The following is a 24,168-nucleotide window of genomic DNA, read 5'->3' on the forward strand; positions in this document are numbered from 1 at the left end:
GCCGACGTCTGTCAGGCGAGGTGCCGGGGTCAGCCCCAGCAGACCTTCTCGCCCTCGGCCACGGAGATGCTGTCCACACCCTCGACCTTCTTGTCGGTCACCAGGGCCACGCCGGTGTCGTAGAAGTCCAGACCCGGGGTGACGGCCGGCTTCTCGCCGCCCTCGGCGATCTTCTTGATCGCCTCCACACCGAGCTGGGCCATCTTCACCGGGTACTGCTGGCTGGTGGCGCCGACGGTCCCGTCCTTGACGAGGGTCAGACCCGGGTCGCAGCCGCCGTCGACCGAGACGATGGTGGCCTTGACCCCGGCCTCCTGCAGCGCCTGGGCGGCACCCGCCGCGGCCGGCTCGTTGATCGTGTAGACGACGTTGATGTCCTTGGTCTTGGACAGGCAGTTCTCCATCGCCGTCTTGCCCTGGTCGGACGCGCCCTGGGTCGGCTCGTTGCAGGCGATGGTGTAGCTGCCGCCCTTGCCGCCGGTGTAGCTGCCGGACTTGGCCTCGTCGCCGTTCTTCTTGGCGTCGCCGATGTCGATCCCCATGCCCTTGAGGAAGCCCTGGTCACGGTTGTAGTCGACCGAGACGACCTTGTCGTTGAACAGGTCGAGCAGGGCGATGTTGGCCTGCTTGCCGTCGAGCTGGGCGGCGGACCACTTGCCGATCAGCTCGCCGGCCTTGAAGTTGTCGGTGGCGAAGGTGATGTCGACGGTGTCGGCCGGATCCGGCGGGGTGTCCAGCGCGATCACGTACAGGCCGGCGTTGCGCGCGTTCTCGATCGCGCTGTTGACGCCTTCACCACTCGGGGTGATCAGGATGCCCTTGTCGCCGCGGGCCACGGCGGCCTCGATCGCCTTGACCTGACCGTCGGTGTCTCCGTCGGAGGTGCCGGCGGCGGTGGTGATGGACACGCCCTGCTCCTCGCCGGCCTTCTTCGCGCCCTCCTGCATGGCGATGAAGAACGGGTTGGTGTTGGTCTTGGTGATCAGCGTCACCGCGATCGCGTCGCCGGAGCCGCCCGGTGCCGCGGAGTCAGTGCTCCCGCCGCAGGCGGTGAGGGCCAGGCTGGCCACGCTCACGATGGCCAGAGCGGACATCGCCTTCGCGGCGAGGCGGGTGCGTCGTTGCATGTGGTTCTCCCGAAATGGTCACCCGCTGCCTTCTGACAACGGTGTCAGGGAGCAATCTCGCACACTCCCTGAAAGTTGGTCAAGACCTTGCTGAGGAGGGGGTTCACCCGGCAGGATGAGATCTCCAAGGGAGGAGACATCGATGTCACCACAGACCACCGCTCGCCGCCGGCCCACGATGAGGGACGTCGCCGCGCTCGCCGGGGTCGGTCTGAAGACCGTCTCACGGGTCGTCAACGACGAGCCGAACGTCTCCGGCGACACCCGGGAGCGGGTCGAGCGCGCCATCGACGCCCTGGGTTTCGCGCCCAACCACGGAGCGGGCTCGCTGCGCCGCGAGGGTGGCCGGACGCAGACCATCGGGCTGATCCTGGACGCGGTGGACAACCCGTTCTCGGCAGCCATCAACCGCGCGGTCGAGACCGTCGCCACCGCCCGCCAGACGGCGGTCTTCGCCGCCAGCTCCGATGACGACACCGAGCGCGAGCGCGCGCTGGTGGCGGCGTTCAACCGACGCCGGGTCGACGGGCTGATCGTCACCGCGTACGGGCCCGACCAGGGCTACCTGCAGAACGAGCGCGACCACGGGGTCCCGCTGGTGTTCATCGACCGCCCACCGATCGGTCTGCTGGCCGACGTCGTGCTGACCGACAACGTGGCCTGGGCGGGCGTCGCCACCCGGCACCTGATCGACCACGGGCACAGCCGGATCGCCTTCCTGGGCGACGATCTCGCCATCCCCACCGCCCGCGACCGTCGACTCGGTCACGAACGTGCGCTGGCGGCCGCCGGCCTCGAGGTGCCGGACGGATTCAGCGTCGGCAACGTGACCTCCGCCGAGCTGGCCGCCGCCGAGCTCGAGCGACTGCTCGACCGTCCGGACCCACCCACCGCCGTGGTCACGGCGCAGAACGTGATCACCATCGGCGGAGTTCGCGCGCTGCACGGGCGCGGACGACAGTCCGACGTCGCCCTGATCGGGTTCGACGACCTCCCGCTGGCCGATCTGCTCACCCCGGGGATCACGGTGATCGCCCAGGACCCGGCGGAGATCGGCCGGGCGTCCGCGGAGCGGCTGTTCGCCCGGATCGAGGGGGACGACGGTCCCGCCGAGACGATCATCGTCCCGGCCCGCCTGATCACCCGCGGTTCGGGAGAGATCCCCGCCCCCGGGGGAGCTCAGTCCCGGTAGCCGGGCTCGCGCTTCTTGACCTCCCGGATCACCAGGTACGTGACCGGCAACAGCACGACCTCGACGGCGACCTTGTAGACGTAGCCGGTGACCACGTAGTTCACCAGGGTGCCGCCGGTCAGGATGCCGCCGAAGGCGACCAGGCAGAACACCAGCGTGTCAGCGGCCTCGCCGACCAGGGTCGAGCCGATCAGCCGCGCCCACAACCGGCCCTCCGACGTGTGCTGCTTGATCTTCACCAGCACGTACGCGTTGAGGAACTGCCCGGCCAGGTAGCCGAGCAGGCTGGCCAGCACGATCCGCGGCACGAAGCCCAGCACCGCGGCCCAGGCGTCCTGGTTGGTCCACCCCGGGGCGGGCGGGGTGAGGCTGACCAGCCAGAACGTCAGGGCGGCGATCGCCGCGAGGACGAAGCCGATCAGGATGGCCCGCCGCGCCTTGCGCAGGCCGTACACCTCGGCGAGCACGTCACCGAGCACGTAGGTCAGGGGGAACAGGAACGCGCCCCCGTCGGTCACGATCATGCCGGGCCAGGCGGTCGGCGTGGTGAAGGCGATGGCCTTGGTCGCCCCGACGTTGGAGATCAGCAGCAGCCCCACGAAGGCGGCCACGATGAGGTCGTAGTTGCCGTGCAGGTCCGCGGCGTACCGGGCGGTGGATCGCCCGTCGGCGCTGGTGGTCGAGGTCACGGGCGACGATCCTAGGGCCGTCCGGACGGCTGCACCGGGCGCGCGTGGCAGGCTGGGGCCATGACCGACACGTACGACGACGACGCCAGCTCCGAGCAGCTCGACCAGGACCAGCTCCAGCCGTCCGACAACCTGGACGACCGCGGGGTGGACGACTTCCTGGACGAGGGCTACTCGCCGCCCGAGCGCCCGTCGCACCTCACGCGCTACGGCGACGACCGGGAGACCCTGGACGAGCGCCTGGCCGAGGAGGAGCCGGAGGTCTGGGAGAAGCCCGAGTCCGACGACTTCGTCGACGACGGCGAGGTGGGCGACCAGCGCGCGGGACGGCTGGTCGACCCGAACTCCGGGATCGGCGCCGACGTCGACTCCGAGCTCGTCGGCGAGGACGTCGGCATCGACGGGGCGGGCGCCAGCGCCGAGGAAGCGGCCGTCCACATCATCCCGGACTGAGCACGACCCCGACCAAGGGACCGGAGCCGGGCAGACCGACGCCGTGACGACCCTCTACCCGCCGATCGAGCCGTATGCGAGCGGTCGGCTGGCCGTCGGTGACGGCCAGCTCCTCCACTGGGAGGAGTGCGGCAACCCGGACGGCAAGCCGGTGGTCTTCCTGCACGGGGGTCCGGGCGGCGGCTGCACGCCCGGGATGCGGCGGCTGTTCGACCCCGCCCGCTACCGGATCGTCCTCACCGACCAGCGGGGCTGCGGCCGGAGCACCCCGCACGCCAGCGGGACCGGTGACCTGTCGGCGAACACCACCTGGCACCTGGTCGGTGACCTCGAGCAGCTCAGACGCGCCCGGGGGATCGAGCGCTGGCAGGTCTTCGGCGGGTCCTGGGGCAGCGCCCTGGCGCTGGCCTACGCGGAGACCCATCCCGACCGGGTGACCGAGCTGGTGCTGCGCGGCATCTTCACCCTGCGCCGGAGTGAGCTGGACTTCTACTACCGCGGTGGCGCCGGTCAGCTCTTCCCCGACCGCTACGAGCGGTTCCTGGCGCCGCTGGGCGGACGCGACTTCGCGGGCGACGCGATCGCGGCGTACCACGAGCTCCTCTTCGACGACGACCCCGCGATCCACGGTCCCGCCGCCGTGGCCTGGTCGACCTGGGAGGCGGCCACCATCACCCTCCGGCCGGACGACGAGCTCATCGCGACCTTCGCCGAACCCTCGTACGCGCTGGCCTTCGCCCGGATCGAGAACCACTACTTCGTCCACGGCGGCTGGTTCGACGAGGGGCAGCTGATCGCCGACGCGCACCGGCTGCGGGACGTCCCCGGGGTCATCGTCCAGGGCCGCTACGACGTCGCGACGCCGGCGGTGACCGCCTGGGACCTGCACCGGGCCTGGCCGACGGCCGAGCTCGAGCTGATCGCCGACGCCGGGCACGCCTACTCCGAGCCCGGCATCGCCGCCGCCCTGGTGGTGGTGACGGACCGGTTCGCCGACCGGGTCTGAGGGATCTCGGTGGCGAAACACCTTGGGCCTGTCGGTGCCGGTCATTAGGATGGGCGGGTACGACGACCCCAGCCCGAGGTGGACTCCCTGACCAGCCAAGACAGACCGGCAACACCGGCTCCCCGCCGGAGCGGGCCCACGCCCGTCCGGGCCGAGCAGCCACTGGAGCGACGGATCAGCGTCGCGTCCTCCATCGACATGGTCAACGTGCTCGGACCCCGGGACGAGTTCCTGCGGATCCTGGAGCGCGAGCTCGAGGCCGACATCCACGTCCGGGGCAGTGAGGTCACGTTGACCGGCAGCTACGCTGCTGTCAGCCTGGCGGCCGACGTGATCAACGAGATGGTCACGGTGCTGCGCACCGGTCAGGGTCTCACCCCGGACGCCGTCGAGCGCATCTGCGCGATGATGGCCGCCGAGGAGCCCGCCCCCGCCGACGTGCTCACCCACAACATCCTGTCGTCGCGCGGCAAGACGATCCGGCCCAAGACCCTGAACCAGAAGCGGTACGTCGACGCCATCGACAAGCACACGGTGGTCTTCGGCATCGGCCCCGCCGGCACCGGCAAGACCTACCTGGCGGTGGCCAAGGCCGTCCAGGCGCTGCAGGCCAAGGAGGTCAACCGGATCGTGCTGACCCGGCCGGCGGTGGAGGCCGGCGAACGCCTCGGCTTCCTGCCCGGCACCCTGAACGAGAAGATCGACCCCTATCTGCGCCCGCTGTACGACGCCCTGCACGACATGCTCGACCCGGAGTCGATCCCGAAGCTGCTCACCGCCGGCACCATCGAGGTGGCGCCCCTGGCGTACATGCGGGGCCGCACGTTGAACGACGCGTTCATCATCCTCGACGAGGCCCAGAACACGTCGATGGAGCAGATGAAGATGTTCCTCACCCGGCTGGGGTTCGGCTCGAGGATCGTGGTGACCGGCGACATCACCCAGGTCGACCTGCCGGGCGGCACCCGCAGCGGTCTCCGGGTGGTGCAGGGCATCCTCGACGACGTGGCCGACATCGCGTTCTGCCACCTGACCAACCACGACGTCGTCCGGCACAAGCTGGTCGGCCGGATCGTCGCGGCGTACGACAGGTTCGAGGCGACCGACGACGCCCTCGAGAGGCCTCGTCGGTGACCGTCGAGATCAACAACGAGTCCGGTCTGGAGGTCGACACCACCGGTCTGCTCCGGCTCGCCGACTTCGTGCTGGAGAAGCTCCGGATCCACCCGCAGGCCGAGCTGTCCGTCGTCTGCGTGGACGAGGACACCATGACGGCGTACCACGAGAAGTACATGAACGAGCCGGGTCCGACCGACGTCCTGTCCTTCCCGATGGACGAGCTGCGGCCACCGGCCGAGGACGAGGAAGCACCGGAGGGGCTGCTCGGTGACATCGTGCTGTGCCCGGCGGTCACCGCCCGCCAGGCCGCGGAGCACCACCGCACCGCCGACGCCGAGGCGGAGTACCTGCTGGTGCACGGCATGCTGCACCTGCTCGGCTACGACCACGGCACGGCGCAGGAGCAGGCCGAGATGTTCGGGCTGAAGGACGACCTGCTGGCGGCCTGGGCCGACGAACGGGCCCAGCGCAGCGCCCGGGGGACCCGGGTCCGGTGAACCAGGCCGACTGGATCCAGCTGAGCATCGCGCTCGCGCTGGCGATGCTGGCCGGGCTGATGGCGGCCGCCGAGGCCGCCCTGTCGTCGTTGACCCGGGCCCGCGCCGACCGGCTGGTCGTGGAAGGCCGGCCCGGGGCCCAGCGGGTCCGTCGGATCGCCGAGGACCCACCCCGCTATCTCAACACCGCGCTGTTCATCCGCACCGTGTGCGAGATCTCCGTGATCGTGCTCGTCGCGCTGGTGGTCTTCGGCATCTACGACGCCACCTGGGAGCGGGTGCTCATCACCGCCGGTCCGATGATCGTGATCTCGTACGTGCTGTGGGGCGTGGCCCCACGGACACTCGGCCAGCAGCACCACGACGCGGTGGCCTGCAAGGTCGCCGGCCCGCTCGTGGCGCTGACCACGGTGCTGGGGCCGTTGCCCCGCCTGCTCATCCTGATCGGCAACGCGCTCACCCCGGGCAAGGGGTTCGAGGAAGGACCGTTCGCGACGGAGGCGGAGCTGCGCGAGCTGGTCGACCTCGCCGAGCGCAGCGAGGTGATCGAGTCCGGCGAGCGGCAGATGATCCACTCCGTCTTCGACCTGGGCGACACCATCGTCCGCGAGGTGATGGTGCCGCGCACCGACATGGTCTACATCGAGCACTACAAGACGCTGCGGCAGGCCGTCTCGCTGGCGCTGCGGTCGGGGTTCAGCCGGATCCCCGTGATCAAGGAGGGGCTCGACGACGTGATCGGCGTGCTCTACCTCAAGGACGTGATCAAGCGGGTCTACGACGCTCCCGACTCCCAGACCACCGAGCGGGTCGAGTCGATGATGCGCAAGCCGTCCTGGTGCCCGGACTCCAAGCCGGTGGACCAGCTGCTCAAGGAGATGCAGGCCAAGCGGGTCCACCTCGTGGTGGTCGTGGACGAGTTCGGCGGCACGGCCGGCATGGTCACCATCGAGGACATCCTGGAGGAGATCGTCGGTGAGATCACCGACGAGTACGACGAGGAGAACTCCGATGTCCACCGGCTGGCCGACGGCCGCTATCGGGTGTCCTCCCGGCTGCCGATCGACGAGCTCGGTGACCTGTTCGGTCTCGAGCTGGACGACGAGGACGTCGAGACGGTGGGCGGTCTGATGGCCAAGCTGTTGAACAAGGTCCCCATCGCCGGCTCGATCATCACCTACGACGGGCTCGAGCTGGTCGCCGAGCGGGCCACCGGCCGGCGGAACAAGATCGGCTCGGTGATCGTCTCCCGGAGGGACGGCGAGACCGACGACCGCGGGGTGGACGCCGCCACCCAGCTGGCCTCGGGGCGGGAGGCGAGGGCATCATGACTGGGGTGAGTGACCCCACCGATCCCGAGGACCGCAAGATCATCACCCTGGCCCGGGCGGCGCGGGCCCGCACCCAGGCGGCCCAGGGGGCCGCGGTCCGCGACACCGACGGCCGGACGTACGCGGCCACCAGCATCGCGCTGCCGACCCTGCAGCTCTCGGCCACCCAGCTCGCGGTGGCCATGGCCGTGTCGTCGGGGGCACCCGGCCTCGAGGCCGTCGCCGTCGTCGGTTCGGACACGCTGGCGGACGACGACCGGAGGGCCATCACCGACCTGGGTGGGGCGTCGGTGGTCGTCTGGCTCGCCGACACCACCGGCACCGTGCGGTCCCGGGTCGCGCTGTGACCGACGCGACCGCCGCCGGACCGCCGGACGAGGGACAGCTGCCGGCCGGCACACCACCAGGCTTCCGCTCCGGCTTCGCCTGCTTCGTCGGGCGCCCCAACGCCGGCAAGTCGACTCTGACCAACGCCCTGGTGGGCAGCAAGATCGCCATCGCCTCCTCCAAGCCGCAGACGACCCGGCACGCCATCCGGGGCATCGTGCACCGACCCGACGCCCAGCTCGTCCTGATCGACACACCGGGTCTGCACAAGCCGCGGACGCTGCTGGGGGAGCGGCTGAACGACCTGGTCCGGGGCACCTGGACCGAGGTCGACGTGGTCGGAGTCTGCCTGCCCGCCAACGAGAAGATCGGTCCCGGCGACACCTACCTGGTGGGGGAGATCGCCAAGCTGCCGAAGCAGCCGAGGCTGATCGCCGTAGCCACCAAGTCGGATCTCGTCAGGCCCGAGCGGATGGCACAGCACCTGCTGGCCATCCAGGGTCTGGAGCAGACGCTCGGCATCGCGTGGTCGTCCATCGTGCCGGTCTCGGCGACCGCCGGGGAGCAGCTGGACGTGCTCGCCGACGAGATCGTCGCGCTGCTGCCCGAGGGCCCGATGCTCTACCCGGACGGCGAGATCACCGACGAGCCGGAGGTCACGCTGGTCGCCGAGCTCATCCGCGAGGCCGCGCTGGAAGGCGTCCGGGACGAGCTGCCGCACTCCATCACCGTCGAGGTGGAGGAGATGGGCCTGCGCGAAGGGCGGCCGGAGAACAAGCCGCTGCTCGACGTGTACGCGTCCATGATCGTCGAGCGCGACTCCCAGAAGGGCATCATCATCGGCCACCGCGGTTCGCGGCTGAAGGAGATCGGTGCCGCCGCGCGTCAGCAGATCGAGGCCCTGCTGGGCACGCCGGTCTACCTCGACCTCAAGGTCAAGGTGCTCAAGGAGTGGCAGCGCAACGCCAAGCACCTGAACCGGCTGGGCTTCTGAGCCTCCCCGGTGGGGTCGATCTGTCCCCGTGCGCCGGCCGCCCCCGCCCGTCCGGGCCGTTGCACCACCTGCCGGCAGCGGCACCCGCCGCAGAGGGTGCCGCTGCGGTACGCGGGTGCCGCTGCTGGTCGGGGGTGCAGCAGCCGGGGGACGGGGCGGTCCCGACCCGTACGGTCAGTCGGTCAGGGTCCGCTCGTACATGGCGAAGACACGGGACAGCCGGTAGCCGATCGCCTCGTTGACGTCGATCATGTAGCGGTTGTCGGCGTGGTTCCAGGTGCTGATCGAGGTGACCTGGGGCTCGGTCTCGGCCAGCCACCGCATCATCTCGATCTTCAGCAGCAGACCGAGCCGATGCCCGCGGTGGTCCCGGTGCACCGCCGTGTCGCCCTGACCGGCGTGCTCCGGGCGCAGCTGGTTCACCACCACGAGGGTGTGGCCACCGATCCCCCCGGTCTCGCGGTGCCGGGCGGCCAACCGGTAGATCCGGTCGCCCCGCCCTTCGCGGGCGGTCTCGATGTCCCGCAGCCGGGCCACGTCGAACACCTCGTCCTCGAAGGTCAGGTCGCCCATCGGTGCGTCGTTGATGGCCTCGGTGACCTCGACCAGCTGGGCGAGCAGCTCGTCGGAGTGCGGCGGCTCCAACCGCTCGAGCACGTAGTCGGCTGCCGCCTCGACGGCCTTGGTGTGGAGGGCGTCGACGGCGGTGCTGTCGACCTCGCTGAGCACCTGCTTGCGGCGGGCGTCGTGGCTGGCGTAGTGGAAGCCGTTGGCCTCCAGGAAGGCGCGGCTGCCGAGGTCGTCCTCGGCCGTGCCCAGCCAGATCGTCGTCCGTCCGGCTTCCCTGGCCCGCCGCACCAGCTCCGCGACGAGCGCGGTGCCGTGCCCGCGGCGCCGGTGCTCGGGGTGGACGACGACGCTGCCCCAGACCAGGTGCAGGTTGTCCCGGCGCGGCAGGTCCACCTCCAGCACGGCGACGGCCTGACCCTCGGCGTTCACGTAGAGGTAGCGCGTCTCGGGGTCGAGGTCCCAGCCGAACTCCAGCCAGCGGGCCGCGAGCTCGGGGATGCCGGGGTGGTCGTCGGGGTCGTCCACCAGCTGGGCGGCGTTGAGCAGCTCGACCGACGCGGTCACCGCCGTCAGGTCGTGCGGGTCCACAGCGACCAGACGCATGGCGTCCCGGTCGACAGCGACAGATCCGGCGGCAGGAGCAGACATGTCTGCAAGGGTGACGCAGGTCTCTTGGTCCCTGCCACTAGTTTTCCGGTGAGGCGAAGGAGGCACGCGATGGCACGCGTGGTGGTGATCGGGGCAACGGGACACGTCGGTGGCTATCTCGTGCCGCGACTGGTCGGGGCCGGGCACGAGGTGGTCGCGGTCAGCCGCGGCGAGTCCTCGCCGTACCGGGAGGACCGGGCCTGGCAGCAGGTGGAGCGCCGGCAGCTGGACCGGGACGCGCTGGAAGCCGAGGGTCGCTTCGGGAGCGCCGTCGCCGAGCTGGGCGGTGACATCCTGGTCGACCTGATCTGCTTCACGCTCGCCAGCGCCCGCCAGCTGGTGGAGGCCGTGGCCGACGACATCGACCTGCTGGTGCACATCGGCACCATCTGGACGCACGGTCACTCGGTCGCCGTGCCGACGCCGGAGGACGTGGTGAAGCACCCGTTCGGCGCGTACGGGGTCGCCAAGCTCGAGATCGAGCAGTACCTCCTGCGGCTCGCCCGGCGGGACGGCCTGCCGGCCACGATCGTCCACCCCGGCCACATCGTCGGTCCGGGCTGGGTGCCGCTCAACCCGGCCGGCCACTTCAACCCGCTGACGTACGCGTCGATCGCCCGGGGCGAGTCGCTCCGGCTGCCGAACCTGGGTCTGGAGACGGTTCACCACGTGCACGCCGACGACGTGGCCGGCGTGGTGATGGCCACCATCGAGCACGCGGGCGTCGCGGTCGGCGAGAGCTTCCACGCCGTCTCCGACCGGGCCATGAGCCTCCGCGGCTACGCCGAGGAGATGTTCCGTTGGTTCGGTCACGAACCCGCCCTCGAGCTGCTGCCGTACGAGCAGTGGGCGCAGGCCGAGGATCCCGAGGACGCCGCGGCGACGCTCGAGCACATCTCCCGGAGCCCCAGCTGCTCGATGGCCAAGGCGCACCGGTTGCTGGACTTCCGCCCCCGCCACAGCTCGCTGGAGGCGGTCCAGGAGTCCGTGACCTGGCTGATCGACCACGGCCGGCTCGCGATCTGACACCCCGCCGGACACTCGGGGGCGACAACACCGAAGCCCTGCGTTAGGGTGACCGCATGACCGGCTACGAGCGCTCCCGCCCGACGGGTGGACTGCTCCTCCTTCGCTGCCGCAGCAGGGCCCACTAGGGCCGGCGCCCTCGCTGCGGAGTTCGTCGTGCGTCCGGTCCGACCACCGCACACCAGCAGCAGCGAGGAACCGATGACCAGCTCGACCCCTGACGTCACGTCCAGCAGCACCACGTTCGGCACCCGGATCCAGTCCGTGCCCACCCAGCAACCCAGCCCGATGCCCTTCCCGCGCTACCGCGCGTACGTCGGTGTCGACCTGCCGGACCGCACCTGGCCCAGCAAGCGGATCGAACGGGCGCCGCGCTGGCTGAGCACCGACCTGCGGGACGGCAACCAGGCCCTGATCGACCCGATGACCCCAGCCCGCAAGCACAAGATGTTCGACCTGCTGGTGGGCATGGGCTACAAGGAGATCGAGATCGGCTTCCCGTCGGCCAGCCAGACCGACTTCGACTTCGTCCGTCAGCTGATCGAGGGCGACAAGATCCCCGACGACGTCACGGTGTCGGTGCTGACCCAGGCCCGTGAGGACCTGATCGAGCGCACCGCGCAGTCCCTGGTGGGCGCCAAGAGCGCCACGATCCACATGTACAACGCGACAGCGCCCCTGTTCCGGCGGGTCGTGTTCCGGGTCGACAAGGCCGAGTGCATGGCGATCGCCACCCACGGCACCGAGCTGGTGATGAAGTACGCCGAGCAGCACCTGGGTGACGTCGAGTTCGGCTACCAGTACTCCCCGGAGATCTTCACCGGCACCGAGCCGGAGTTCGCCGTGGAGATCTGCAACGCGGTGATGGACGTCTGGCAGCCCGCGGCCGGTCGCGAGATCATCCTGAACCTGCCGGCCACGGTGGAGATGTCCACGCCGAACACGTACGCGGACCTGATCGAGTGGTTCGGTCGCGAGGTCCGCAACCGCGACCACGTGGCCATCTCGCTGCACCCGCACAACGACCGCGGCACCGCCGTCGCCGCCACCGAGCTGGCCGTGATGGCCGGCGCCGACCGGGTCGAGGGCTGCCTGTTCGGTCACGGCGAGCGGACCGGCAACGTCGACCTGGTCACCTTGGGGATGAACCTGTTCTCCCAGGGCATCGACCCGCAGATCGACTTCTCCGACATCGACGAGATCCGTCGCACGGTGGAGTACTGCACCAACCTGCCGGTCCACCCGCGCCACCCGTACGCGGGAGACCTGGTCTACACCGCCTTCTCCGGCTCCCACCAGGACGCGATCAAGAAGGGGCTGGAGGATCTGGACAAGCAAGCCGCCGAGCGGGGGATCCCCGTGGCCGAGATGGAGTGGGAGGCGCCCTACCTGCCCATCGACCCGCACGACGTCGGACGCACGTACGAGGCCGTCATCCGCGTCAACAGCCAGTCCGGCAAGGGCGGCGTGGCCTACATCATGAAGACCGAGCACAACCTGGACCTGCCGCGGCGGCTGCAGATCGAGTTCTCCCGCGTGGTCCAGGCCTACACCGACGCCGACGGTGGCGAGGTCAGCACCGACGCGCTCTGGACCGTCTTCGAGCAGGCGTACCTCAAGCCCGACCGGCCGCTGGAGCTGGTCGAGGTGTCCAGCGCCGGCGGCACCGGTCGCACCTACGGGGTGAGCGCGACGGTGGTCGACCGCGGTCAGACCCGCAGGATCACCGGCGAGGGCAACGGACCGGTGTCGGCGTTCGTCGACGCGATCTCCTCGCTGGGCTACCGCGTCCGGGTCCACGACTACGCCGAGCACGCGCTCTCGGCCGGCGGCGACGCGCTGGCGGCGGCGTACGTGGAGTGCGAGGTCGGGGACGGCGAGGACGCGCAGGTGCTGTGGGGGGTGGGCATGGACGCCAACATCGTCACGGCCTCCCTGAAGGCCGTGGCCTCGGCCGTGTGCCGCGCCGGCGCCTGACCCGTCCCACCCCCTGTTCTCGCTCGGGATCGTGCCTCTTGCGCTCGCTGCAGACCATGCCGGAAGCACGAACCCGAGCGAGAGCAGGTGAGCGGCGCCGGCGATTCTCCCTGCCGCCGGACGCCGGTGGATCAGTCGTCTCCCCACGGCCGCTGGACAGGTTCTTCCGTCTCGGGATCGTGGTCGCACCGGTGCTGGTGGGCCCGTGTTGACGGCGCGGCCGGCTGCAGTCGCGAGCCCGGGGTGGCTGCACACCGACGGTTCGACCATCAGGACCGCCGACGGGCGTCCGTACGTGATCAAGGCGGTCGCCTGGTTCGGGATGGAGACACCCGGTTGTGCGCCGCACGGGCTGTGGCAGATCGGCTTGGACGACGGGTTGGCCCAGATCGCGTCCTTCGGCTTCACCACCATCCGGCTGCCGTTCTCCAACGCCTGCCTGCACGGGTCGACCACTGACGGCATCGACGCTCGGACCAACCCGGAGCTGGTGGGCCTGACGCCGCTGCAGCTGATGGACCGGGTGGTGGCCCGCGCGAAGGCTCACGGCCTGACCGTGATCTTGGACCGGCACCGGCCGGACTCCTCGTCCCAGTCGCCGCTGTGGTACACCGCCGAGGTCACCGAGGAGCAGTGGATCGACGACTGGCGGATGCTGGCCGGCCGCTACGCCGACGACCCGACGGTGATCGGTGTCGACCTGCACAACGAGCCGCACGGCGAGGCGTGCTGGGGGTGCGGTGATCGACGACGCGACTGGGCCGCTGCTGCCACCCGGGCCGGAAACGCTGTGCTGGCAGCGAACCCGCATCTGCTCGTGATCATCGAGGGCGTCGAGGACTCCGGCGACGGTGGGGTCACCTGGTGGGGCGGGGGACTGGCGGACGTCCGCGAGCACCCGGTCCGGCTGGACGTCGCGCACCGCGTGGTCTACTCACCGCACGACTACCCGGCATCCGTCCACCCGCAGTCCTGGTTCGCCGACCCGGCCTACCCGGCCAACCTGCCGGGGCGGTGGGACCGCACCTGGGGTTACCTGGTCACCGAGAACATCGCCCCCGTGCTGCTGGGCGAGTTCGGCACCCGGCTGCAGACGACCTCCGACGGGCAGTGGCTCGCCACCCTGGTGACCTACCTGGACACGAAGAAGATCAGCTTCGCCTACTGGTCGTTCAACCCGAACAGCGGCGACACCGGCGGACTCGTGACCGACGACTGGGTCACCCCGCAGCGAGACAAGCTCGAGGCCCTGCGACCCCTGCTCGGCGGTGGCGCACCGATGCCGACGCAGGCGGCTGCGGCGGCGACCGATCCCCGCCTCGAGCTGCGCTGACCAGCGGCGGACTCAGCGGTCGAAGCCGTTGGCCGCCGTCTTCTCCGGGGCGTCCGGGTCGAACAGCCACTCCCTGAACACCGGGGTCAGGTCCACGGACGTCCGGGCCTGGGCGGCCGCCATGAAGTCCTCCAGACTGCGGGCCCTCCCGCCGCCAGGTGCCGATGAAGCGGAGCCCTGGGCCCAGCTGCGGACCAGCTCCGCGTACGCCTGGTCGCCCATCACGTTCCTGATCGCCTGCAGCGCCATCGGGCCGCGGACGTAGACGGTGTCGAAGAGCCGGGCCGGGCCGGGGTCGACCATGGTCACGCGCCAGAACTCGGGCTCGCTCCTGGTCCGTTCGTAGGTGGCGTACAGCTCGGCGTCGGCCTTCGTGCCACCCCGGCGCTCCACCACCTCCCAGTACGCCCACGACGCGAACGCCTCGTTGGTGAAGATGTCGTTCCACTGCAGCAACGTCACGTGGTCGCCGAACCACATGTGGGCCAGCTCGTGCACCAGCAGCTCGTCGCCGAAACGGTCGTCCATCAGCGAGCTGGCGTCGTAGACCGGCCGGGTGGCGGTCTCCAGGCCGGCGAACCACAGCGAGGTGGCGGGGACGAAACCACCCATCTCGCTGTACGGGTACGGTCCGGCGAACGCCTCGATCTCCTTGATCAGCGCCGGCGTGCGCTCCATCGCGGTGAACAGCGTGGCGCGGTCCGCCGCCGGGAAGCGGGTGCTGGCCGCGTACACGTACGGACGGCCGTCCGCCTCGCCCTCGCGCAGCTCGTAGTGACCGATGGCCAGGAACGACGCGTACGTGGGCAGGGACTCGCTGGTGACCCACCGCCAGGTGTCGAAGTCGGCGTCCTGGGCGGTGTCCCGGCTGGCCAGCCGGCCCACGCTGATCGCCTGGTAGGCCTTGGGCACCCGTACGGAGACGTCCAGCACGGCGGGGTCGGACGGATGGTCGTTCGCGGGATACCACCACGCCGACGACTCGGGCTCGCCGGCCACCGTCCACTCGTCCTCGCCGGCCCGCCAGGGCGGGTCCTCGAGACCCTCGCGGCGCAGCTTCCCCGGCCGACCCACGTACTCGACAGTGACCGTGAAGTCCTGACCCGCCGCGATCGGGCCGGCCGGGGTGACCCGGAGATCCTGGAAGCCCTCGAGGTCGAACGCCGCCTCCACGTCGTCGACCCAGACCCGGCTCGTCGGGAGCGCCAGATCGAGGTAGAAAAAGCTCAGCGCGGTGGTGGCCCGTGCCGCCACGACCGTGCGGCCGGCGAGCTGCTCGCGGGCCGGGTCGAAGTCCACCGACACCGTGTAGCTGGTCGCGTCGTAGCCACTGCTGCCGAAGTCGGGGAAGTAGGGGTCGCCGACGCCGTTCGCACCGCCCTTCGCCGTCGTGGCCGCGCCGCCGCCGCGGGCGGCGGCGGGCGGCCAGTCGCCGCGGTAGCGCAGCACCGCGATCCCGACCGGCAGGGCTAGGGCGGCCACCAGCAGGACGGCCAGGGCGGCGGCGATGGGGTAGACGACGCGTGGTGGGCGGTAGGCCGCGGGCGGCGACCAGTGCGCCGGTGGCTGAAAGCTCATCGGGCCCGCGCCGACGATCGAGGCCTCGCCGGTCGAGGCTCCGCCGTGCCGGGCCCCACGGTCCGCGTCACCACGGAGTCGTCACCACGAGCCGTCACCGCTCGACGTGGGCGAGCGAGCGGAGGCCGCGGTCGAGGTGCCAGACCAGGTAGGCGGAGGTGAGTCCGCTGGCCTCCTTGGCCACCGCCGGGTCGACGTCGCGGGTGGCCGCCCAGCGACCTTCCAGCAGCGCACCGAGCAGCTCGAAGGTGGCCGCGGACGGACGGGCGGACCCCGCCGGCCGGCAGCGCTCGCAGACCGCCCCGCCGGTGGCGGGGGAGAAGGCCTGATGCGGTCCCACCACGCCACACCGGGCGCAGTGGCTGAACGACGGGGCGTAACCGGCGATGGCGAGCGCCCGCAGGAAGTAGGAGTCCAGGATCATCGTGGCGGGTCGGGCGCCGTCGTTGGTGCCGGCACCGAGGGCCTTGAGCGCGCCGACGAGCAGCTGGTACTGCTGCACGGCCGGCTCACCCACCTCCGGCACCAGCCGATCGGCGGTCTCCAGCATGGCCTGGCCGGCGGTGTAGGACGGGTAGTCGTCGGTCAGCGGCTCCCCGAACGCATGGAGCGACTCCACCTGGGTGACGACGTCCAGGGTCCGCCCTTCGGCGAACTGCAGGTCGACGTGCGAGAAGGGCTCGAGCCGCGCGCCGAACTTCGACGAGGTCCTGCGCACGCCCTTGGCCACGGCTCGGACCTTGCCGTGCCCCCGGCTGAGCATCGTGATGATCCGGTCGGCCTCACCCAGCTTGTGGGTGCGCAGCACCACGGCTTCATCGCGGTAGGTCGGCACCTCGCTATTGTCGCTGACGTGGCCAAGGACACCCCCCGACGCGGCCGGACCGGCCCGCCCGCCCCGCCGATCCCGCACCCGAGCGGGGCTCGGGCACCCCAGATCCCGGCGGCCAAGCTGCCGCAGCACGTCGCCATCGTGATGGACGGCAACGGACGCTGGGCCAAGGCCCGCAACCTGCCCCGCACCGAAGGGCACCAGCGCGGCGAGGACTCGCTGTTCGACGTGATCGAGGGAGCCATCGAGGTCGGCGTGAAGTACCTGTCGGCGTACGCGTTCTCCACCGAGAACTGGAGTCGCTCACCCGACGAGGTGCGCTGGTTGATGGGCTTCAACCGCGACGTCATCCGGCGGCGGCGCGATCAGATGGACGCGATGGGCGTGCGGGTCCGCTGGGCGGGCCGCCGCCCACGGCTGTGGCGGAGCGTGATCGCCGAGCTGGAGGAGGCCGAGCGGCGGACTGTCGACAACGACGTGCTGACGCTGCAGTTCTGCGTCAACTACGGCGGCCGGGCCGAGATCCTCGACGCGACCCGCCGGATCGCCGAGCTGGCCGCCGAGGGACGGCTGGATCCGAGCAAGATCACCGAGAAGCGGTTCCGCCAGTTCCTCGACGAACCCGACATCCCCGACGTCGACCTGTTCGTCAGGTCGTCGGGGGAGCAGCGCACCTCGAACTTCCTGCTCTGGCAGTCCGCGTACGCCGAGCTGGTCTTCCTGGACCGGCTGTGGCCCGACTTCGACCGCCGCGACCTGTGGCACGCCCTCCAGCTCTACGCCGACCGCGACCGCCGTTACGGCGGCGCGGTGCCCAACCAGGTGACCTGAGCCCGGCCGAGGGCCGAGTCTCAAGATCATCTCTACGCCGAGACCACGTCACCTCAAGATCGTCCGAGGATTCACTGAGTCGGACGAGGGTGGATCTCTCGCCGTCTAGTCTGCGAGATGCGCCAAGCCGGGGGGAAGGTGCCAAGCAGCCGTGGTCCGAAGATCAGTCAGTGATCGTGCACGCGCGTCCGCAGGGCGACGTCGTCACGTACGTGTTGTCGTCGGCGTGGTGGCCGTCACGGTCCTGCTCGTGCTCGCGATAGGCGCGTACGTGGGCCAGCGAGCGCTCGAGGCGAAGGAGTCGCTGGAGCGAGCCCGGGAGCAGCTGCAGACCTTCCGGGCGGCCCTGGGCGACCCCAGCGAGGATCTCCCCGCGCTCTACGGCGTCCTGCAGGCCAGCTCGGCCGAGGCCGTCCAGCGGACCGACTCGCCGGTCTGGTCGCTGGCGGAGCACGTCCCGTGGGCGGGTCCGAACCTGACGGCCTTCCGGCAGACCACCGAGCTCGTGGACGAGGTCGTGCGGCAGGGGATCGGACCCCTGGCCACAGCGGCGAACGGTGTCAGTGTCGAGAGTCTGAAGCCGCGGGACGGCGGCGTCGACCTGGCGCCGTTGGCCGAGCTGGCCCCGGCCGTGGTCGAGGTCGACGACGCCGTCCAGTCGGCGAACGCGACTGCGAAAGCCATCGACACCCGCCACGTCGTTCACCAGCTCGCCGGGCCGATCCACGAGCTGCGGGCCCAGCTGGACGAGCTCGCGCCCGTCACCGCCCAGCTGCGTACGGTGGTGCCCTTGCTCGGGCCCATGCTCGGGGGAGACGGGGACCGCCGGTACCTGCTGATGTTCCAGAACAACGCCGAGGAACGGGCCAGCGGTGGCAACCCGGCCTCGCTGGCCATGTTGAAGGTGACCGACGGCAAGCTTGCGCTGGGTCGACAGGTGAGCTCGAGCGACTTCCCTCACCCCTACGACACGTCGCCGTATGCCCCGAAGGGGCGGGGCAACACCGACTGGGGCGTCGTCTACACCGAGCATGCGTCGGCCTATCTGACCAACATCACGATGACGCCCGACTTCCCGACGACGGCGCGGATGGCGAGGGCCATGTGGCGCAAGGAGTTCGGGGGCCGGGTGGACGGCGTGATCTCCCTCGACCCGGTAGCGCTGTCCTACCTGCTACGGGCGACCGGGCCGATCGAGCTCGCCGACGGCACCGAGATCGACGCGTCGAACGCCGTCCCCTTCCTGCTCCACGACGTGTACGCGCGGTATCCCGATGCGGGAACTCAGGACAAGGTGTTCGCGTCGGCGGCGCGCAGCGTGTTCGCGGCGATCAGCAGCGGCAAGGGGGATCCGAGGCTCTACCTCGATCAGCTCGAGCCGATGATGGCCGAGCAGCGGCTGAAGATGTGGAGCAACCACCCGGAGGAGCAGGCCGTCCTCATCGGCTCGCCCCTGGGCACGATGCTGCCGGCCGACAACCAGCGGGCCACAGTGCTGGGCGTGTACAACAACGACGACGCGACGTCGAAGATGAGCTACTTCATGGACGAGCGGGTGTCGGTCGTGGTCAGCACATGCGCAGCGACTCCGACGTACACCGTGACCGCGACGGTGGTCAACACCCTGCGAGCCGATCAGGTCGGCACCCTCCCGGAGTACGTTCGGGCCCACCAGCAGCGGATCCCGTCCGGGGGTGATCGCCAGTGGGTTCAGCTCTTCGGACCGGTGGGTGCCCGGCTGACATCGGTGGCGGTCGACGGCAAGCCGGTCGTGTGGGGCACCAACCTCCGCGCCAAAGCGAACACGAACCCGAAGGCCACGGGCGTCGCCGACCGGCGGCCCGCGGTCCGGGGAACGATGTACGGCCGCCCGGTAGGCACCGTCAGCGTCACCCTCGGTCCGGCCTCCGAGAAGACCGTGACCGCGGTGTTCACGGGATCGCCGAAGGACAGCCGCAGCGTGGAGGTCAGCCACACGCCGAAGGTCCGTGCGGTGCCGGTGGAGATCACCGAAGCGACGTGTCGCTGAGTATTCGCAGGGCGCGCCTTGTCAGCAGCTGCCGCAGGTGCCGAAGATCTCGAGGTCGTGGCTGACCTCACGGAAGCCGTGCTCGGCGGCCACGGCGTTGGCCCAGCGCTCGACGGCGGGCCCGGACACCTCGACCGTCCGGCCGCAGCTCCGGCAGACCAGGTGGTGGTGGTGGCCGTCGGAACAGCGTCGGTAGGCGGTCTCGCCGTCGGCGGTGCGCAGGGCGTCCAGCTCGCCGGACTCCGACAGCGCCTGGAGGGTGCGGTAGACCGTCGTCAGCCCGATGCTGTCCCCCCGCCGGCGCAGCTCGTCGTGGATCTGCTGGGCGGTCCGGAACTCGTGCAGCTCGGCGAGCACGTCCTGCACCGCGGCCCGCTGTCGGGTACGGCGCTGGGGTGACGCTGTCGGCTGGCTGGTCATGCTCCCTCGGGCTGTCGGCTCGACGTCAGTGCTCGTCGTAGTGATCACCGTGCGAGGCGTGGCGGTGGCCCTCGTGCACGTAGTCGGTGTGGTCACCATGGCGGATCTCGGGGTGCTCGCAGTCGGGCCCGTGACGGTGCGGGTGGGCCTCCGGCACCTCCGTGTGCAGGGTCAAAGCGTCGTCGTCGACCAGCTCCGGTAGCACGGGAGCCACTCTACGTCGCCGGGCGAGGAGGGCCGAGAACGGCCAGCTGAGGGCGAAGACGACGATGGCGAGCACCACGATGAGGGCACCGGGCGGGGTGTCCAGGTAGAACGACCCGACCGCGCCGCCGACGGTGACCGAGACCCCGACCGCGATGGCGGCGACCAGGGCGGCGTAGAAGCCACGGACCAGGTTCTGGGCCGCGGCCACCGGCACCACCATCAGTGCGCTCACCAGCAGCAGACCGACGGTGCGCATGGCCAGCGTCACGGTGACAGCGGCGAGCACGACGATCAAGATGTTGTACAGACTCGTCCGCAGCCCCTGGGTCCGGGCGTGCTCCTCGTCGGTGCTGACCGCGAACAGCTGCGGTGCCAGACCGAGGGTGGGCACCAGCACCAGCACGGCCAGGACGACGATCACCCACAGGTCGGACGAGGTCACGGTGGTCAACGAGCCGAACAGGTACTGCGACAGCGCCGCCGCACCCTGACCGGCGATCCCGGACATCAGCACCCCGGCCGCCAGGCCGCCGTAGAACAGGATCGCCAACCCGACATCGCCGGTGGCCTTCCCCCGCTGGCGCAGGATCTCCACCGCCACGGCGCCGGCCACGCAGACCGCGACCGCCCACGGGACGGCCGCCTGCCCGGTGAGGAGGGCGAGGCCGACACCCGCGATGGCGACGTGCCCGAGACCGTCGCCGAGCAGACTCAGCCGGCGCTGCACGATGTAGGTGCCGATGGCCGGGGCGATGACGCCGGTGAGCAGCGCGGCCAGCAGGGCGCGTTGCATGAAGGGGTAGCTCAGGATCTCGATCATCCGCGCTCCACCGTCCCGTCGAGGATGCTCCCGCGCGGGCCCGGCCCGACGTGCTCGTGCCCGGTGTGATCATGGCCGGCGTGGGCCACGGACCCGATCTCGGCCAGCGGACCCTGGGCCACGATCCGACCCTCCCGCAGCACCACGCCGCGGTCGATCAGCGGGGTCAGCGGGCCGATCTCGTGCAGCACCACGACCACGGTCAGCCCCGCGCTGACCCGAGCGGAGATCACGTCGGCCAGCACCTGCTGGTGCTCCAGGTCGACGCCGGCCGTCGGCTCGTCCAGCACCAGCAGCTCCGGTTCACCGGCCAGCGCCCGGGCGATCAGGACGCGTTGCTGCTGGCCCCCGGACAGCTCGCGGACGTCGGACCGGGCCCGGCCGCCCATCCCGACCAGGTCGAGGGCCTCCCGGACCGCGGCCTTGTCCCGGTTCGTCCGAGGAAGGAACGGACGCCGCAGGGACAGCCGCCCCGAGGAGACGATCTCCGCCACCGTCGCCCCACTGGCCGCGGCCGCCGAACGCTGGGGGACGTAGCCGACCCGGGACCAGTGGCGGAAGCGGCCGAGCGGCTCGCCGAACAGCGAGACCGCTCCCCGGGCGATCGGCAGCAGCCCGAGGATCGAGCGGACCAGGGTCGACTTGCCCGACCCGTTGCCCCCGAGCAGGGCGACGGCCTCGCCGCGGCCGACCGCCATCGTGATGCCGCGCAGCACCGGCAGGTGACCGAGCAGCACGGACAGGTCCTCGACCTCCAGCACCGGCTCCCCGGACACGGCCTCGGGACGTGGGGTCACCGGCATCCGTTGGCCTTCTCCAGGGCGGCCAGGTTGCTCTGCATGACGGCAATGTAGTTGTCCCCCCGTGACTCGGGGGTGATCGCCTCGATCGGGTCGAGGACGTCGGTGCGCAGACCGAGGTCACCGGCGATCGAGGTCGCCACGGCGGGGGAGACCAGGGTCTCGTAGAAGATGGTGGTGACGCCGTGGTCCCTGGCCTCCTGCTGCACGGCCGCGATCCGCGCCGGCGAGGGCTCGGCGTCCGGGGTGAGCCCGCTGATCCCGATCTGGGTGAGGTCGTACTGCTCGGCCAGGTAGCCGAAGGCGGCGTGGCTGGTGATGAACTCGCGCCGGTCACAGGTCTTCAGGCCGGTCGTGTACGAGGTGTCCAGCGTCCTCAGCTCGCCCTGGAGGGCCGCGCCGTTCGCCCGGTAGTCGGCGGCGTGGTCGGGATCGATCCCGGACAGCTGGTCGACCACCGCCTCGGTGATCGTGACCATGTTCTGCGGGTTCAGCCACACGTGCGGGTCGATTCCACCGTGCTCGTGACCCTCCTCGGCGTCCTCGCTGTGCACGTCGCCGGGGGAGTCGTCGGCGTGGTCGTGCGCGTGCTCCTCCGCCTGGGTCTGCAACGGCACCACGCCGGTGGTGTCGAGCACGTGCGCGTTGCCGCTCTGCGCCACCGCCTCGTCGACCGCCGGCTGGAAGCCCTTGATGTACACGACGGCGTCCGCGTCGCTGACCGAGGCGACCTGCCGAGGGGTCAGCTCGACGTCGTGGGGTTCCGCACCGGCCTGGGTCAGGCTGGACACGGCGCCGTGCTGACCCGCCACGCGCTCGGCGACGAACTGCAGGGGATAGAACGCCGTCACGACCTTCAGCTGACCAGGCTGGGCCGAGCTCGGCTCCCCGACGGTGCCGCAGGCTGCCGCAAGGAGAAGGGTGCAGCCGACAGCGACGGCGCCGAGCGCGCGCGGGATGTTCAACATGGGAACCATTTTCATATAAATGGCAATGGTTTTCAACTCGGCCTCGGCGGCGCCCTCGCCCGACCGCACGGCTCGACCGCACCGCTCGGACGCAGCCGATCGGCACGCAGGCGCCGATGACCGGTCGTCGCGCCGGAGCCTGGCAGGATGGGCGGGTGGCCGACCAGCGCAGGAAACCCGACCGGGACGACCGACGGAGTCCGCACGCAGGGAGGAGCCCGAAGGCCGGGGCTGTCCCACCACCGCCGAGCACCGGCAACCGCAAGCAGGTCGAGGACACGAGCCGTCCCCTGCTGGTGCGGCTCAGCTCGATGCCCCGACTGGTGGTCCCGTTCGGGACGTTGGTGCTCGTGGCGCTGGGTCTCTTCGCGCCGCTGCCCATCGCCCTGCCCGCGCTGGCACTGGTCTTCTTCTTCTTCGCCTGGATCGCCTACCTGTCCTGGCCGGTGGTGCCCACCGGCGGCAAGGTGCTGCGCGGAGTCATGCTCGGACTGGTGCTCGCCATGGCGGTCAGCCGGTTCTGACGAACTCGGTGGAAGCCCTGCGCGCGGTCGTGATGCCTGTCACACTCGAAGCCTCCGGGGGCGCCGGCCAGCATCGGTGCCGCCGTGACTGTTCGGGGGGACAGAATGCGGAAGTCGCTGATCGGTTGTCTGCTGGTGGTGCTCGCCACCACCTTCGGGGCGTGCGGGGCGGGGTCGCCTGAGGCGCCCGTCGCCTCGTCGCCGCCGACGGTGTCCGGGGTGCCGGCGCCTCGAGCCTCGGCTCCAGCGAGCCCTTCGCCCTCGCCACGCACGACGGCCCAGGACACCGCGGACCTGACGAAGGCCCTGGTCACCGCACGTGACCTCGGCAAGCCCTGGGTCCAGCCGAAGTCCGTGTCCACCGCCGGGGGGAAGAAGGGCGAGCTCTGCCCCGGTCACGTGTCCGCCACCAGGAAGCTGCCCGCCCGCCCCGCGGTGTCGGCCAACCTCACCGAGGGCAAGGGCGACGGCAAGAACATCGCCTCGTTCGAGCTGTCCACACTGAGCGGCACGGAGGGGGCCGCCCTGCGGGCCGCGTACGCGAAGGACACCACGGCCTGCGCGACCTACCGTGACGCCTCCAAGCTCTACGTCGTGCGGTCCGCCGAGGGACCGACGGAGGTGGCCGGCGCCGACGAGGTGCTCGGCAGATGGGCCGAGCGCATCTACTACGAGAAGGCGCACAAGAAGCTCGCATACGCCCGGCACTACCTCGTGCTGCGCACCGGCCACGTCCTGACCTACGTCTCGTACGCCTTCCTCACCGTCGACGCCGATCCGAAGGCCGAGGACTTCAGCCGGACGACCGAGCTCGCCTCGGTGCAGCTGCGGAAGAACGCCACGGTCTTCGGCTGAAGCACCTCACTCGGC

Annotated in this window: 24 protein-coding genes; 15 read left to right on the forward strand and 9 right to left on the reverse strand. The window is 70.7% G+C overall.

What is annotated here, in order from left to right; translation table 11 throughout:
- Positions 1 to 29: 29 nt before the first annotated feature.
- Complete coding sequence (locus tag ABD714_RS04105) at positions 30 to 1,127, reverse strand: substrate-binding domain-containing protein (protein WP_344810993.1); 1,098 nt, start codon at positions 1,125 to 1,127, stop codon at positions 30 to 32.
- Between the two features lie 142 nt (positions 1,128 to 1,269).
- Here ABD714_RS04105 and ABD714_RS04110 point away from each other — a divergent pair, with 142 nt between their 5' ends.
- Positions 1,270 to 2,319, forward strand: coding sequence for a LacI family DNA-binding transcriptional regulator (locus ABD714_RS04110; protein ID WP_344810994.1), 1,050 nt, complete (start codon positions 1,270 to 1,272; stop codon positions 2,317 to 2,319).
- On the opposite strand, the gene ABD714_RS04115 is transcribed toward ABD714_RS04110, so the two are convergent.
- A complete protein-coding gene (locus ABD714_RS04115; RefSeq protein WP_344810995.1) occupies positions 2,307 to 3,008 on the reverse strand; it encodes a queuosine precursor transporter in 702 nt (233 codons plus the stop codon). The genes ABD714_RS04110 and ABD714_RS04115 overlap by 13 nt on opposite strands.
- Positions 3,009 to 3,068: 60 nt before the next feature.
- Between ABD714_RS04115 and ABD714_RS04120 the strand changes: the two genes are divergently transcribed.
- The 7 genes from ABD714_RS04120 (at position 3,069) to era (ending at position 8,735) form a co-directional block, all read left to right on the forward strand.
- Positions 3,069 to 3,461 carry a DUF5709 domain-containing protein gene (locus ABD714_RS04120; protein ID WP_344810996.1) on the forward strand — a complete coding sequence of 131 codons (393 nt, stop codon included), beginning with the start codon at positions 3,069 to 3,071 and terminating at the stop codon, positions 3,459 to 3,461.
- Positions 3,462 to 3,504: 43 nt separating this feature from the next.
- Positions 3,505 to 4,467, forward strand: a complete 963-nt coding sequence (gene pip, locus ABD714_RS04125) for a prolyl aminopeptidase (protein WP_344810997.1) — start codon at positions 3,505 to 3,507, stop codon at positions 4,465 to 4,467.
- Between the two features lie 198 nt (positions 4,468 to 4,665).
- Entirely contained in the window at positions 4,666 to 5,601 is a 936-nt protein-coding gene (locus tag ABD714_RS04130; protein WP_344810998.1) for a PhoH family protein, read from the forward strand.
- Positions 5,598 to 6,083: an rRNA maturation RNase YbeY gene (ybeY, locus tag ABD714_RS04135; protein WP_344810999.1), complete on the forward strand. Its 486-nt coding sequence runs from the start codon at positions 5,598 to 5,600 to the stop codon at positions 6,081 to 6,083. Before ABD714_RS04130 ends, ybeY begins: the two co-directional genes overlap by 4 nt.
- Positions 6,080 to 7,414, forward strand: a complete 1,335-nt coding sequence (locus tag ABD714_RS04140) for a hemolysin family protein (protein ID WP_344811000.1) — start codon at positions 6,080 to 6,082, stop codon at positions 7,412 to 7,414. The genes ybeY and ABD714_RS04140 overlap by 4 nt, the downstream gene beginning before the upstream one ends.
- Complete coding sequence (locus tag ABD714_RS04145) at positions 7,411 to 7,761, forward strand: cytidine deaminase (RefSeq protein ID WP_344811002.1); 351 nt, start codon at positions 7,411 to 7,413, stop codon at positions 7,759 to 7,761. The genes ABD714_RS04140 and ABD714_RS04145 overlap by 4 nt, the downstream gene beginning before the upstream one ends.
- Positions 7,758 to 8,735 (forward strand): GTPase Era, encoded by a 978-nt coding sequence (gene era, locus ABD714_RS04150; protein WP_425562332.1) that lies wholly within the window; start codon positions 7,758 to 7,760, stop codon positions 8,733 to 8,735. Before ABD714_RS04145 ends, era begins: the two co-directional genes overlap by 4 nt.
- Before the next feature lie 174 nt (positions 8,736 to 8,909).
- Here era and ABD714_RS04155 read toward each other — a convergent pair whose 3' ends face one another.
- Complete coding sequence (locus ABD714_RS04155; RefSeq protein ID WP_344811003.1) at positions 8,910 to 9,953, reverse strand: GNAT family N-acetyltransferase; 1,044 nt, start codon at positions 9,951 to 9,953, stop codon at positions 8,910 to 8,912.
- A 69-nt stretch (positions 9,954 to 10,022) separates the two neighbouring features.
- Between ABD714_RS04155 and ABD714_RS04160 the strand changes: the two genes are divergently transcribed.
- The 3 genes from ABD714_RS04160 (at position 10,023) to ABD714_RS04170 (ending at position 14,289) form a co-directional block, all read left to right on the forward strand.
- The gene (locus ABD714_RS04160; RefSeq protein ID WP_344811004.1) at positions 10,023 to 10,979 is read left to right on the forward strand and encodes an NAD-dependent epimerase/dehydratase family protein; all 957 of its coding nucleotides are present in this window, start codon (positions 10,023 to 10,025) and stop codon (positions 10,977 to 10,979) included.
- A 201-nt stretch (positions 10,980 to 11,180) separates the two neighbouring features.
- Complete coding sequence (leuA, locus tag ABD714_RS04165) at positions 11,181 to 12,956, forward strand: 2-isopropylmalate synthase (RefSeq protein WP_425562333.1); 1,776 nt, start codon at positions 11,181 to 11,183, stop codon at positions 12,954 to 12,956.
- 205 nt (positions 12,957 to 13,161) lie between these two features.
- Complete coding sequence (locus tag ABD714_RS04170) at positions 13,162 to 14,289, forward strand: glycoside hydrolase family 5 protein (protein ID WP_344811005.1); 1,128 nt, start codon at positions 13,162 to 13,164, stop codon at positions 14,287 to 14,289.
- Positions 14,290 to 14,301: 12 nt separating this feature from the next.
- Here the strand turns inward: ABD714_RS04170 and ABD714_RS04175 are convergent, their stop codons facing one another.
- Together ABD714_RS04175 and recO are read right to left on the reverse strand one after the other, a co-directional pair.
- A complete protein-coding gene (locus ABD714_RS04175) occupies positions 14,302 to 15,867 on the reverse strand; it encodes a M1 family metallopeptidase (protein WP_344811006.1) in 1,566 nt (521 codons plus the stop codon).
- A 94-nt stretch (positions 15,868 to 15,961) separates the two neighbouring features.
- Positions 15,962 to 16,702, reverse strand: a complete 741-nt coding sequence (recO, locus tag ABD714_RS04180; RefSeq protein WP_344811007.1) for a DNA repair protein RecO — start codon at positions 16,700 to 16,702, stop codon at positions 15,962 to 15,964.
- 18 nt (positions 16,703 to 16,720) lie between these two features.
- Between recO and ABD714_RS04185 the strand changes: the two genes are divergently transcribed.
- Positions 16,721 to 17,530 (forward strand): isoprenyl transferase, encoded by an 810-nt coding sequence (locus ABD714_RS04185; protein WP_344811008.1) that lies wholly within the window; start codon positions 16,721 to 16,723, stop codon positions 17,528 to 17,530.
- A gap of 229 nt (positions 17,531 to 17,759) precedes the next feature.
- On the forward strand, positions 17,760 to 19,559 hold the full coding sequence (locus ABD714_RS04190; RefSeq protein ID WP_344811009.1) for a DUF4012 domain-containing protein: 1,800 nt from the start codon (positions 17,760 to 17,762) through the stop codon (positions 19,557 to 19,559).
- 21 nt (positions 19,560 to 19,580) lie between these two features.
- On the opposite strand, the gene ABD714_RS04195 is transcribed toward ABD714_RS04190, so the two are convergent.
- From ABD714_RS04195 to ABD714_RS04210, 4 genes are read right to left on the reverse strand one after another with little or no spacing between them, the layout of a single operon-like run.
- A complete protein-coding gene (locus ABD714_RS04195; RefSeq protein ID WP_344811010.1) occupies positions 19,581 to 19,979 on the reverse strand; it encodes a Fur family transcriptional regulator in 399 nt (132 codons plus the stop codon).
- 25 nt (positions 19,980 to 20,004) lie between these two features.
- Positions 20,005 to 21,003, reverse strand: coding sequence for a metal ABC transporter permease (locus tag ABD714_RS04200; protein WP_425562344.1), 999 nt, complete (start codon positions 21,001 to 21,003; stop codon positions 20,005 to 20,007).
- Positions 21,003 to 21,809 carry a metal ABC transporter ATP-binding protein gene (locus tag ABD714_RS04205; RefSeq protein ID WP_344811012.1) on the reverse strand — a complete coding sequence of 269 codons (807 nt, stop codon included), beginning with the start codon at positions 21,807 to 21,809 and terminating at the stop codon, positions 21,003 to 21,005. The genes ABD714_RS04200 and ABD714_RS04205 overlap by 1 nt, the downstream gene beginning before the upstream one ends.
- Positions 21,800 to 22,774 (reverse strand): metal ABC transporter substrate-binding protein, encoded by a 975-nt coding sequence (locus ABD714_RS04210; protein WP_344811013.1) that lies wholly within the window; start codon positions 22,772 to 22,774, stop codon positions 21,800 to 21,802. Before ABD714_RS04210 ends, ABD714_RS04205 begins: the two co-directional genes overlap by 10 nt.
- Positions 22,775 to 22,929: 155 nt before the next feature.
- Between ABD714_RS04210 and ABD714_RS04215 the strand changes: the two genes are divergently transcribed.
- A complete protein-coding gene (locus ABD714_RS04215) occupies positions 22,930 to 23,298 on the forward strand; it encodes a DUF6703 family protein (RefSeq protein WP_344811014.1) in 369 nt (122 codons plus the stop codon).
- Between the two features lie 105 nt (positions 23,299 to 23,403).
- On the forward strand, positions 23,404 to 24,153 hold the full coding sequence (locus tag ABD714_RS04220) for a hypothetical protein (protein WP_344811015.1): 750 nt from the start codon (positions 23,404 to 23,406) through the stop codon (positions 24,151 to 24,153).
- The last annotated feature ends 15 nt before the right edge of the window (positions 24,154 to 24,168 follow it).

It is taken from the genome of Microlunatus aurantiacus (assembly GCF_039536605.1).
Taxonomy (GTDB): Bacteria; Actinomycetota; Actinomycetes; order Propionibacteriales; family Propionibacteriaceae; genus Microlunatus; species Microlunatus aurantiacus.

What these genes read in the sequence shown, in the direction of transcription:
- ABD714_RS04130 (WP_344810998.1), top strand. Translation starts at nt 4,666, where the DNA reads ATGGTCAACGTGCTCGGACCCCGGGACGAGTTCCTGCGGATCCTGGAG.
- ABD714_RS04145 (WP_344811002.1), top strand. Translation starts at nt 7,411, where the DNA reads ATGACTGGGGTGAGTGACCCCACCGATCCCGAGGACCGCAAGATCATC.
- ABD714_RS04220 (WP_344811015.1), top strand. Translation starts at nt 23,404, where the DNA reads ATGCGGAAGTCGCTGATCGGTTGTCTGCTGGTGGTGCTCGCCACCACC.
- ABD714_RS04210 (WP_344811013.1), bottom strand. Translation starts at nt 22,774, where the DNA reads ATGTTGAACATCCCGCGCGCGCTCGGCGCCGTCGCTGTCGGCTGCACC.
- leuA (WP_425562333.1), top strand. Translation starts at nt 11,181, where the DNA reads ATGACCAGCTCGACCCCTGACGTCACGTCCAGCAGCACCACGTTCGGC.
- ABD714_RS04160 (WP_344811004.1), top strand. Translation starts at nt 10,023, where the DNA reads ATGGCACGCGTGGTGGTGATCGGGGCAACGGGACACGTCGGTGGCTAT.
- ABD714_RS04105 (WP_344810993.1), bottom strand. Translation starts at nt 1,127, where the DNA reads ATGCAACGACGCACCCGCCTCGCCGCGAAGGCGATGTCCGCTCTGGCC.
- ABD714_RS04155 (WP_344811003.1), bottom strand. Translation starts at nt 9,953, where the DNA reads ATGTCTGCTCCTGCCGCCGGATCTGTCGCTGTCGACCGGGACGCCATG.
- ABD714_RS04120 (WP_344810996.1), top strand. Translation starts at nt 3,069, where the DNA reads ATGACCGACACGTACGACGACGACGCCAGCTCCGAGCAGCTCGACCAG.
- ABD714_RS04195 (WP_344811010.1), bottom strand. Translation starts at nt 19,979, where the DNA reads ATGACCAGCCAGCCGACAGCGTCACCCCAGCGCCGTACCCGACAGCGG.
- ABD714_RS04110 (WP_344810994.1), top strand. Translation starts at nt 1,270, where the DNA reads ATGTCACCACAGACCACCGCTCGCCGCCGGCCCACGATGAGGGACGTC.
- ABD714_RS04205 (WP_344811012.1), bottom strand. Translation starts at nt 21,809, where the DNA reads ATGCCGGTGACCCCACGTCCCGAGGCCGTGTCCGGGGAGCCGGTGCTG.
- ABD714_RS04175 (WP_344811006.1), bottom strand. Translation starts at nt 15,867, where the DNA reads ATGAGCTTTCAGCCACCGGCGCACTGGTCGCCGCCCGCGGCCTACCGC.